The organism is Marinobacterium lacunae (assembly GCF_000705555.1).
Lineage (GTDB): Bacteria > Pseudomonadota > Gammaproteobacteria > Pseudomonadales > Balneatricaceae > Marinobacterium_D > Marinobacterium_D lacunae.
The window spans coordinates 257,369-267,581 of the sequence record NZ_JMQN01000047.1; the positions used below are offsets into that span (position 1 = coordinate 257,369).

General features: G+C 54.7%; 9 protein-coding genes and 1 pseudogene. 6 read left to right on the plus strand and 4 right to left on the minus strand.

Annotated features, from left to right (window positions below; all coding sequences use genetic code 11):
• Window position 1 precedes the first annotated feature (1 nt).
• Window positions 2–439: a universal stress protein gene (locus ADIMK_RS16450; RefSeq protein ID WP_036190424.1), complete on the minus strand. Its 438-nt coding sequence runs from the start codon at window positions 437–439 to the stop codon at window positions 2–4.
• A 78-nt stretch (window positions 440–517) separates the two neighbouring features.
• Between ADIMK_RS16450 and ADIMK_RS16455 the strand changes: the two genes are divergently transcribed.
• Together ADIMK_RS16455 and ADIMK_RS16460 are read left to right on the plus strand one after the other, a co-directional pair.
• Window positions 518–1,021, plus strand: coding sequence for a hypothetical protein (locus tag ADIMK_RS16455; protein WP_036190427.1), 504 nt, complete (start codon window positions 518–520; stop codon window positions 1,019–1,021).
• 13 nt (window positions 1,022–1,034) lie between these two features.
• A complete protein-coding gene (locus tag ADIMK_RS16460; RefSeq protein ID WP_036190430.1) occupies window positions 1,035–1,250 on the plus strand; it encodes a DUF1653 domain-containing protein in 216 nt (71 codons plus the stop codon).
• A gap of 11 nt (window positions 1,251–1,261) precedes the next feature.
• Here ADIMK_RS16460 and ADIMK_RS16465 read toward each other — a convergent pair whose 3' ends face one another.
• On the minus strand, window positions 1,262–1,972 hold the full coding sequence (locus ADIMK_RS16465; protein WP_036190433.1) for a hypothetical protein: 711 nt from the start codon (window positions 1,970–1,972) through the stop codon (window positions 1,262–1,264).
• A gap of 201 nt (window positions 1,973–2,173) precedes the next feature.
• On the opposite strand from ADIMK_RS16465, the gene topA reads away from it, so the two are divergent.
• Together topA and ADIMK_RS16475 are read left to right on the plus strand one after the other, a co-directional pair.
• Window positions 2,174–4,810 carry a type I DNA topoisomerase gene (gene topA, locus ADIMK_RS16470; RefSeq protein WP_036190436.1) on the plus strand — a complete coding sequence of 879 codons (2,637 nt, stop codon included), beginning with the start codon at window positions 2,174–2,176 and terminating at the stop codon, window positions 4,808–4,810.
• Window positions 4,811–4,826: 16 nt separating this feature from the next.
• Window positions 4,827–5,354 carry a DUF6586 family protein gene (locus ADIMK_RS16475; protein ID WP_036190439.1) on the plus strand — a complete coding sequence of 176 codons (528 nt, stop codon included), beginning with the start codon at window positions 4,827–4,829 and terminating at the stop codon, window positions 5,352–5,354.
• An 8-nt stretch (window positions 5,355–5,362) separates the two neighbouring features.
• Here ADIMK_RS16475 and ADIMK_RS16480 read toward each other — a convergent pair whose 3' ends face one another.
• Both ADIMK_RS16480 and lexA read right to left on the minus strand, forming a co-directional pair.
• Window positions 5,363–5,773, minus strand: coding sequence for a SulA-like leucine-rich domain-containing protein (locus tag ADIMK_RS16480; protein WP_051693033.1), 411 nt, complete (start codon window positions 5,771–5,773; stop codon window positions 5,363–5,365).
• 15 nt (window positions 5,774–5,788) lie between these two features.
• A complete protein-coding gene (gene lexA / locus ADIMK_RS16485; protein ID WP_438267750.1) occupies window positions 5,789–6,406 on the minus strand; it encodes a transcriptional repressor LexA in 618 nt (205 codons plus the stop codon).
• A gap of 121 nt (window positions 6,407–6,527) precedes the next feature.
• Between lexA and dinG the strand changes: the two genes are divergently transcribed.
• Both dinG and rhlB read left to right on the plus strand, forming a co-directional pair.
• Entirely contained in the window at window positions 6,528–8,645 is a 2,118-nt protein-coding gene (gene dinG, locus ADIMK_RS16490; RefSeq protein ID WP_036190445.1) for an ATP-dependent DNA helicase DinG, read from the plus strand.
• A 47-nt stretch (window positions 8,646–8,692) separates the two neighbouring features.
• Window positions 8,693–9,973 (plus strand): annotated as a pseudogene (gene rhlB / locus ADIMK_RS16495) (ATP-dependent RNA helicase RhlB); the annotation flags it as partial.
• Window positions 9,974–10,213: the final 240 nt, after the last annotated feature.

The following is a 10,213-nucleotide window of genomic DNA, read 5'->3' on the forward strand; positions in this document are numbered from 1 at the left end:
ATCAGTCTTTGCGCATGCGCACGGCCAGAACGTCGCAAGGAGCACCGTGAAGCACGCCATTGGCGGTTGAGCCAAGCAGCAAGGCAAGGCCGTGGCGCCCGTGGCTACCTACGATGATCAGATCGGTTTCTTCATCGCTGGCAATACGGTGAATCTCGGTTTCAGTGTTGCCAGTTACGACGAATTTCTTGTCGACTGGATATCCCAGTGCTTCAGCGTAAGTGTTCAACTTGGTGCGCGCATGCTCATCAAGTTGCTCCTGAATGGTCGACAGATCCATTGGAACGTCGCCGCCGTAGGCGAAGCTCAGAGGTTCAACAACATGGATCAGGCTCAGCTGAGCCTGGTTCATGCGGGCCAGATCCACCGCTCGTTCGGCGAGCTGTGTGGATTCGTCGGAAAGGTCGACCGCGAGCAGAATACGAGTATAGCGGGCCATGGTTTGGGCTCCTTGTCCTGTTGAGTGGGGCGCGGATGCGTCCGACACATTCGTTTGTTCTACCTAAAGGATAACACCATGAAATGGTTAATCATTGTTTTCGTCATCATGTCACTGATTGGTTCCGTGATGTGGGTCATGCCGACACCTCGTCAGCGCTTTCAGGCTCACTTGCGACTCAAGGCCAGAACGCTGGGCTTACAGGTACAGCTCGTAACTCTGAAGCTACCGCGGATGACGGGGGAGATGGAAGGGGAATCGATCAGTGTTCCGGCCTACAGGCTGTTACGCACCAACCTGAGCAGAGCTCAGAAAGAGTCCTGGTGCAGTTGGCAGGTGTGTCGCGGCGAGACGCTGGCCAATACCGGGCTTGGGCAGGGGTGGAGCTGGATAACCGGTGAAGGGTTGTTGCCGGGCACTGTGCTCGAGCATGTCAACGCGGTATTGGAGCGCTTGCCGGATGATGTTGTGGCGCTGGAGTCAACACCCATTCACATGACAGCATTTTGGCATGAGAGCGATGAGGCAACGCTTGAACGGTTGGCCGGGATACTGAAAGAGCTGGTAGAAGTACGGGTGTAAACGAGGGGGTGTTATGGAAGCAGAATTGAAGCCGGGATTGTATCGGCACTACAAGGGCATGGACTACGAAGTGATCGGAACGGCCAGACACTCGGAGACAGAAGAGTGGATGGTAGTTTACCGTGCGCTTTACGGTGACTTCGGCTTGTGGGTCAGGCCCCTGTCCATGTTTGTTGAAAAAGTGACGCTGGAAAGTGGAGAGTGTGTGTCACGCTTTACCGCACTTTAGTTATCGTCACCTCATTGGTTGAGGTAGTTGTCGATCGAGTCTGCAAGAGCTCCCGCGCCGTAATCGCGCTTGGGCTGAAGTTTGTCTATTTCGACCTGTAGCCTTTGCAGCAGGGGTTGTTTCTGTTGCTGCGATACGGTGGCGCGCACCAGAACCGCTTTCGCATGCTTGTAGTGTGCAAGTGCGCCGTGTTTCTCGCCACTGCCTTGAAGGCGCTCGGCTTGTGTGATGTGGGCTTCAGTCACCATTGAAACGTTCAGCCAGTAGAGCTCCTGCTGGTAGGCCTTGGCCAGTTGTGGGGTGAGGCGGCCTTTACGGCCCATTTCGATCAGCAGTTTTTCTGCGAAGTTCAGGTAGATTTGCGCCCGACGCACCGCGCGGTCGCTTTCAAGCCCCCCCTGGCGACGCTTGATGCGATCGGTATTCTCTTTGCTGCGGGCAATTTCTGTCATCAGATCGGAGTCGGGCGCAATCGCGCTGATCTCCTCGATAAGCGACATGGCGTGTTGGTTGAGTTTGTCGACGATGTCACTGCGACAGCCGACCTCTTTCAGGATCGAAAGCGCGTTCAGTGTGTGTTCCGACTGCTGTTTAAGCCACTTCAGTCGGTCGTTTTTAAATTTGTTGTGGGCCTCTCGTGTCGTGATCACATAGTTGGCCGCTATAGCAGCGATGCCGACCAGTGCGATGAGCACAACGTACATCAGATTGTCTGACAGCATTAACTTTGGCACTCTGAATATAAAGAGGAGATAGCTTCCTGAATTATAAGGCGACTCTATCACCTTTGCGAAGTTGTACGACAGGTATCGGTGTGTGTTCCGCCAAGGTGAAAAAAGATGCGCTTGCTTGACCCCCGATAGCGCAACACTTATATATGCACGCAGTTTCTGGGGAAGGTACCAGCACTTAAGGATATCCTAATGGGAAAAACGCTCGTTATTGTGGAATCGCCGGCCAAGGCGAAAACGATCAACAAATATCTCGGCAGCCAGTACGTAGTGAAGTCGAGTGTTGGTCACATTCGCGATTTGCCGACAAGCGGCAGTGCAGCCAAAAGCGATCCGAAAGAGCGCGCGAAGCAGGCCGCATTGACCCGGAAAATGTCGGCTGAAGAGAAGGAAGCGTACAAAAAACGCAAGTCACGCGAGCAGCTGGTGTCGCGAATGGGTGTCGATCCCGAGAAAGGTTGGGAGGCGCACTACGAGATTCTCCCCGGCAAGGAAAAGGTTGTCGAAGAACTCAAGAAGCTGGCGCGCTCGGCCGATGAAATCTATCTCGCAACCGATTTGGACCGCGAGGGGGAAGCGATTGCCTGGCACCTGCGTGAAGCGATAGGCGGTGATGACAGCCGTTTTCGTCGCGTAGTGTTTAACGAGATTACCAAAAAGGCCATTAAAGAGGCGTTCGAAGAGCCGGGGCAGCTCGATATGCACCGTGTTAACGCCCAGCAGGCGCGTCGCTTCCTTGATCGCGTGGTTGGCTATATGTTGTCGCCGCTGCTCTGGGAAAAAGTAGCGCGTGGACTGTCTGCCGGTCGTGTTCAGTCGGTGGCTGTGCGTCTTGTGGTAGAGAGGGAGCGGGAGATCCGAGCCTTCGTGCCGGAAGAGTACTGGGAGGTGCACGCCGATGCGCGCACTCCACAAGCGGACGCATTGCGCCTGCAAGTCGTCAAGCAGGCGGGTGCCAATTTCCGCCCCGTCAATGAAGCACAAACAAAAGCGGCGCTGGAGGCTCTGCAGCAGGCGAGCTACTCGGTCACCAACCGTGAAGACCGTCCCACCAGCAGCAAACCCTCGGCACCGTTCATTACTTCGACCCTGCAGCAGGCCGCCAGTACGCGTCTTGGCTTCGGGGTAAAGAAAACCATGATGTTGGCCCAAAGACTCTACGAAGCGGGCTATATCACCTATATGCGTACCGACTCGACCAACCTCAGTGCTGAGGCGGTAGAGTCGTGTCGAGAGCATATCAAAGCCAAGTATGGCGATGACTACCTGCCAGCCGATCCCGTCCGCTACAGCTCCAAAGAGGGGGCGCAAGAGGCGCACGAGGCGATTCGTCCGTCTGACGTCAATATGGTCTCGGATAGCCTGGTTGGCATGGATAGCGACGCCGTAAGGCTTTACGACCTGATCCGTCGGCAGTTCATCGCCTGCCAGATGACGCCTGCTCGTTACCTGAGTACGCGTTTGCAGGTAATGGCGGGTGATTTTGAACTGACCACCAAAGGTCGCATTCTTAAGTTCGATGGTTATACCCGTGTTTTGCCTGCAAAGGGTAAAAGTGACGAAGATCTTATTCTTCCGGACGTTCAGCCGGGTGAGGCGCTCACGCTTGAAGCACTGGATCCCAAGCAGCATTTCACCAAGCCGGCTCCGCGCTACTCGGAAGCCAGTCTGGTTAAAGAGCTTGAAAAGCGTGGCATCGGTCGGCCTTCTACCTATGCGGCCATTATCTCCACCATTCAGGATCGCGGATATGTCGAAGTTCAGGGTCGCCGCTTTTACGCTCAGAAAATGGGCGATATCGTAACCGAGCGCCTCAATGAAAACTTCTCCGACCTGATGGATTACGGCTTTACTGCGCGTATGGAGGAGGAGCTCGATGAGGTGGCGCAAGGCAGTGTCGAGTGGCATGAACTTCTGGATCGTTTCTACAAGGGCTTTGTCGACAAGCTTGAGGCGGCTCAGGATCCGGATGAGGGTATGCGCCCCAATACGCCAACACCGACGGACATTGATTGCCCTGAATGTGGACGCAAGATGATGATCAGAACCGGCAGTACCGGGGTGTTTCTCGGCTGTTCGGGCTATGCCTTGCCACCTAAAGAGCGCTGTAAGGCCACGATTAACCTGATTCCGGGTGATGAAGTTGTAAGCGCAGACGGGGATGACGAAGAGGAATCCCGGATTCTGCGTAACAAGCACCGTTGCAAGCTCTGTGGCGCAGCCATGGATTCATATCTTGTTGATGCTGACCGTAAGCTCCATGTCTGTGGCAATAACCCGGATTGCTCCGGTTATGAGGTGGAAGCTGGCAGTTTCAAAATTAAGGGATATGACGGTCCGGTTATCGAATGCGATAAGTGCGGTTCAGAGATGCAGCTCAAGACCGGACGATTCGGCAAGTTTTTTGGTTGTACCAACTCCGATTGCAAAAATACGCGCAAGTTGCTGAAAAGTGGTGAAGTGGCTCCGCCTAAGATTGATCCTGTCCCGATGCCTGAGCTCAAGTGTGAGAAGGTGGATGATCACTACGTGCTGCGCGACGGCGCGAGCGGACTGTTTTTGGCCGCCAGTCAGTTCCCAAAAAACAGGGAGACACGGGCGCCTTTGGTCTCCGAGTTGATACCGCACCGCGATGACATCGACCCTAAATATCACTATCTCCTTGATGCACCTCAGCAGGATGATGAGGGTAACCCTGCCATTATCCGTTATAGCCGCAAGACGAAAGAGCAGTACGTCATGTCGGAAAAAGAGGGTAAGGCAACCGGCTGGCGCGCCTATTGCGTCGACGGGCGCTGGCGTGAAGAGCACGCACGCAAGAGCAAGTGATGGAGCAGAGGGCGTTATGAGCGAAATCTATGTAGCCAGAACCAATCAGAAGCTGAGCTTCGCACGTTGTCACATTGACGCCCTGTCGCAGGCTCAGGGTTCCAGCTCTTGGAATAAGCACGGGATTATCGAATCGTACAACGAGTCCGTGCTTTTTCATCTGAAAGGTGCCATTCATGCGTTTGTCAGAGAGATTGGCGAGCGCTATCGGCTGGATGTCAGTACCATCGATGATATTGCCGGGCTGCAGGCTCAGTTTGAAACGACGGGGCAAGAGTCGCCGGAGTTAAATGAGTTGGAACAGTTGTCTGTAACGCCTGGAAGTTGGCTCGAAAAGCTTGAGCGTGCGTACTCTGCTTGTTGGCGTGCATCGGCGCAGAGATCGAAGCCTCAGGATGCAAGTCAAAGTCTTTCTGAGATACATGTGGTACAGGTGAATCCTGATCATGCAGAAGATTTAGAGCTGCTGTCCGAGTTCCGACAGTGGTTTGATGAGCTGAATAAGCTGGTCGATCGGCAGCGTGGATCAATGCTTGAGTGGTAACGGGCTGATCAACAGCCTCGTACCACTATACCCTGGATTCCTACGCCACCGGCTGCTTGTTGCAGTTGTCCGAGTTCACCATCATCCAGCTGGCCATGCCAGGATACGACGGTATGGCAGGTTTCGGCGCGTAGCGCGCGTTTAGCCAACTCTACGGTTGAATGACGGCTGTCTGGTCGCAGTATCCAGATGCGCTCGAGGCTGGCTCCAGCTTCTGCAAGGGCGGCTCGGTTGATCTCAGAAGGCGCGCCCACGAGGGCCAGCCAGCGTTTCTGTTGGCTCAGTTGTGCCAGCATGGGGAGCAGCAAAGGGGATAGCGACACGCTGTCACTATGCTGAATGATTTCGGTAACGCGGCCAGCGGCTGCTGACGCAGCTGAAGATGTGTTCGTGCCGTAATCCAATGCTGTTGCATGCATGCTGTCACCTCGATATTAAAGGTCTGCTCTTTGGCGAATAACGCCTACGCCTAGCCCTTCGATTTGAAGTTCCTGCTCGACCAAGTCGATCTCGATAGGGTCGAACTCCTCGTTTTCGGCGATTAGATACACCATCTGGCCTTCGCGATGAAACCGCTTGACCGTGACGTCATCGCCTATACGCGCGACGACTATCTGCCCCTCACGCGCTTCCGGAGTCTGGTGTACTGCAAGCAGGTCACCATCCAGAATGCCGATGTTTTTCATACTCATTCCACGAACGCGTAGCAGGTAATCTGCCTTGGGGTGGAAAAATTCGGCGCCAATGGTGCAGTAGTCATCGATATGCTGCTGGGCAAGTATTGGTTCGCCCGCTGCGACCTGACCTACGATCGGCAGTCCTTGTTCTGTATTTTCCGTTTCTGGTAGACGTATGCCGCGAGATGTACCGGGGATGATCTCTATCGCTCCCTTTCTGGCCAGCGCCTTGAGATGCTCTTCGGCGGCGTTGGCTGAGCGGAATCCGAGGTCACGTGCGATGTCGGCACGCGTTGGCGGATATCCGGTTTCATCTATGTGCTGGCGTATACAGTCGAGTACTTCGCTCTGGCGTTTGGTCAGTTTCATAGTCATCTGTCTATTTATACAGTACATGTAGTTTTATACAGTATTGTGTGAGCGTCAAGCGTTTATCTGTTTAAATATCCAGTCTCTTGATATGATGCCCCGCCACTTTGTTTTGGAAGGAACACCCTTGCTCGATCCGGTGCTTAAAAAGGCGATTCAGTCGGCCTACAGTCAATTTTTGTCCAATCGGGGTCTGAAGGCTCGTGGCGCACAGAAACTGATGATCGCCGAGATCGCGCGTACTCTTGCCTCCATAGGTCAGGGCGAGCAGGGTGAGCGTCTTGGTGAGCAACATGTCAGTGTGGTTGAGGCGGGAACAGGTACGGGCAAGACCATTGCATATCTGCTTGCAACACTGCCGATCGCTCGGGCACGTAAAAAACGCGTCGTACTCTCTACCGCAACGGTGTCGCTTCAGGAGCAGTTGGTTAACAAGGATCTTCCAGAGGTTACCGGGCATGCCGGACTGGATGTTCGTTTCCAGCTCGCTAAGGGGCGTGGACGGTACCTGTGCGTCAACAAGATAGAGCAGCACCTCGAGCGGCAGGGTGAGCTTGGACAGATGGCGCTCTATGAGGATGAGATCGCGCAGTTGCTCGATGACCGGACACTGTCGCTCTACAAGGAGCTTGCGGACCGGTTCGCGTCGGGAAGCTGGGACGGTGATCGAGATAATCTGCCCGACGCCCTGGAAGAGGGTGTCTGGCGTCCACTTACCAGCGACCATATGCAGTGCAGTAACCGGCGCTGTTTAAATTTTTCGGCCTGTCCGTTTTACCGGGCACGAGATGAGCTCGACAAGGTCGAGCTGGTTGTTGCTAATCATGACCTGGTGCTTGCGGATTTGGCGCTAGGTGGTGGTGCTATCCTGCCGGATCCGAAAGATACAATTTATGTATTCGACGAGGGGCACCATATCTCCGATAAGGCGACCGGGCATTTTGCATTCTCCATGCGCTTGGGCGGTAGCCAAAAGCTTTGTCAGAATCTGCCCAAGCGATTGCATGCGCTACTTGAAGAGAGTGGTGGTGCGGTTGCGCTGCTTGATCCCACAGAACGGCTCGCTAACCCGCTTCGGGATATGGGCGAGATTCTGGACCAGCTTGAGCCGCCCGTTAGGGCGCTTCTAGAGGGTGATGAGCGTTCTCAGCGGGTGCGCTTTTCTCAAGGCCGCGTGCCTGAGTCATTGAGTATTTTGTGTCGAGATCTGACCCACGCCAGCGAGCGCGTTCAGCAGCACCTCGAGCAGTTGGTTTCGGTGCTACGTGAGGCGATGGAAGGTGATATCGCCGAGATCGATCGTAGCCTTGCCGAGCGTTGGTATCCTCAGTTGGGCGTTTTCTGGGGCCGTGTGCAGCAAATCAGTTGGCTCTCGCGCAGTTATGCGACGCCCGATCCGGAGGGGCGTACCCCGACGGCGAGGTGGTTATCGAGGATTGATGGCGATAATCACACAGATGTCGAGCTGCGAAGTGCGCCTGTATCGGCCGCGGATACCTTGCGTGATCATCTGTGGGATGTCTGTTTCGGTGCGGTCGTCACCTCTGCGACGCTTACAGCCCTCGGTCGGTTTGACCGTCTCCTCAATCAGCTCGGCTTACCTGACGATACCGCCTGCATTAGGCTTGAGAGTCCTTTTGATCACTACTCGATGGGCACGCTTGAGGTGCCTTCGATGCGCACCGACCCGGGTGATCAGCAGGCGCACACTGAAGAGATATCTGAATATCTTGCCAGTCGGTTAGGGAGTCTTCAGGCCGTACTTGTATTGTTCAGTAGCTGGCGTCAAATGTTGGCCACCCTTGAACGCCAGCCTGAATCCATTAAAAATAAGATCCTTGCGCAGGGTGATCACAGTCGTCAGGAGATCTTGCGAATTCATCGGGAGCGTATCGACTCGGGTGAAGCCAGCATTATTTTTGGGCTCGCATCGTTTGCCGAGGGGGTCGATCTGCCCGGTGGGTATCTCACTGACGTGATCATCACAAAGCTTCCGTTTGGTGTCCCGGATGACCCGGTTGATGCCACCATGGCGGAGTGGATAGAACAGCAGGGTGGAAATGCATTCTCCGACTGGGCAGTGCCGGCGGCATCCATGCGTTTGACGCAGGCGGTGGGCCGGTTGTTGAGAACAGAACAGGACAGGGGTCGGGTTGTGCTGCTGGATCGTCGAGTTGTGACACGACGCTACGGCCGTTTGTTGCTTGATTCCCTGCCGCCTTTCCGCCGTCAAATTGATAACTGAAAGATTTAATATAAATAGGTAAGCGCTTGAGTACTGAAGAGAAAGCAATGCAGAGCACGTCGGAAAAAAATGGTTCGGATGCTAAGCCGCGTCGCCGTCGCCGGTCTCGAAAGCCGAGAACCTCCGGCTCGAAACAGTGGACGCCCGCTAGCTTCAATGTGCCGGTGGTAGAGGGCAAGAAGCGTTTCCATGATTTTCAGCTACCCGATGTACTGCTGCACGCCATAGCGGATCTGGGTTTCGAGTATTGCACGCCGATTCAGGCTGAGACCATTGAGCCTGCGCTCGCCGGTAAAGACATGATCGGCAAGGCGCAAACGGGAACGGGCAAAACGGCGGCGTTTCTTATCGGCATCATAACCGACCTTCTTGATTTTCCGCTGGAAGGTGATCGAAAGCTGGCAGAACCTCGCGCGCTTATTATCGCACCAACGCGTGAATTGGCGCTTCAGATAGCATCGGATGCCGAGGCGCTCTGTCAATATGCTGATCTAAGTGTAGTGTCGTTGGTCGGCGGTATGGACTATGACCGGCAGCGCAAGGATCTGGCGCGTGGCCCTGTCGATATTCTCGTTGCCACACCGGGGCGTTTGATCGATTTCGTGCGGGGTAAAGAGGTCGACCTCTACAATGTAGAGGTGCTGGTGCTGGATGAAGCCGACCGGATGCTCAGCATGGGCTTTATCCCTGATGTGCGTACCATTATTCGTCACACGCCCCGCAAGGGGCCTGAACGTCAGACGCTGCTTTACAGCGCAACCTTTACCGAGGAAATCATGCGATTGGCGCAGCAGTGGACCGTGGATCCTGTGCGTATCGAGATTGAGTCGGAGCGTAAGACCACTGACAACGTTTCTCAGAAGGTGTTTCTGGTTTCCAGCTACGAGAAATATCGTCTGTTGATCAACTACCTGCGGGCGAATGGAATCGATCGCGCCATCGTGTTCTGTAACCGTCGCCATGAAACGCGCTCCCTGGCCGAAAAACTCCGCAAGGACGGTCTCAGCGCCGCTCTGATGTCAGGCGAAATCCCTCAGAATAAACGCTTGAAGACGCTCGAAGATTTCCGCAGTGGCAAAATTCAGGTGCTGGTCGCGACTGACGTGGCAGGCCGTGGGATACACATTGATGGTGTGACTCACGTGATCAACTATCAGTTGCCGGACGATGCCGATGATTACGTTCACCGCATCGGACGTACCGGGCGAGCAGGGGCTACGGGCACATCAATCTGTTTTGCCTGTGAGGATGATTCTTTCATGATTCCTCAGATTGAAGAGGAAACCGGCGTTAAGTTGGAGTGTGTGCATCCTGAGCCGGAGTTGCTTGCTGAGCCCGCTTCTCTCGTTGTGGCCTCTGTTGAAGCGGATGCCGAAGGTGAGTCGACTGTATCCGCGACTGAGTCCAACGATGCTGAGCAGATCGGAACGGATGAGGCCCAGAGTAAGGTTGATCTCGATACTGATGCGTCAGTACCGATTGAAAACGCCGAGCAGGGTGCGGACGCTGATAGTGAACAGCCAGAACAGCCAGAACAGCCAGAACAGCCAGAACAGCCAGAACAGCCA

Coding starts and splice junctions, on each gene's coding strand:
- ADIMK_RS16450 (WP_036190424.1), bottom strand. CDS start 439: ATGGCCCGCTATACTCGTATTCTGCTCGCGGTCGACCTTTCCGACGAA.
- ADIMK_RS16455 (WP_036190427.1), top strand. CDS start 518: ATGAAATGGTTAATCATTGTTTTCGTCATCATGTCACTGATTGGTTCC.
- ADIMK_RS16460 (WP_036190430.1), top strand. CDS start 1,035: ATGGAAGCAGAATTGAAGCCGGGATTGTATCGGCACTACAAGGGCATG.
- ADIMK_RS16465 (WP_036190433.1), bottom strand. CDS start 1,972: ATGCTGTCAGACAATCTGATGTACGTTGTGCTCATCGCACTGGTCGGC.
- topA (WP_036190436.1), top strand. CDS start 2,174: ATGGGAAAAACGCTCGTTATTGTGGAATCGCCGGCCAAGGCGAAAACG.
- ADIMK_RS16475 (WP_036190439.1), top strand. CDS start 4,827: ATGAGCGAAATCTATGTAGCCAGAACCAATCAGAAGCTGAGCTTCGCA.
- ADIMK_RS16480 (WP_051693033.1), bottom strand. CDS start 5,773: ATGCATGCAACAGCATTGGATTACGGCACGAACACATCTTCAGCTGCG.
- lexA (WP_438267750.1), bottom strand. CDS start 6,406: ATGACTATGAAACTGACCAAACGCCAGAGCGAAGTACTCGACTGTATA.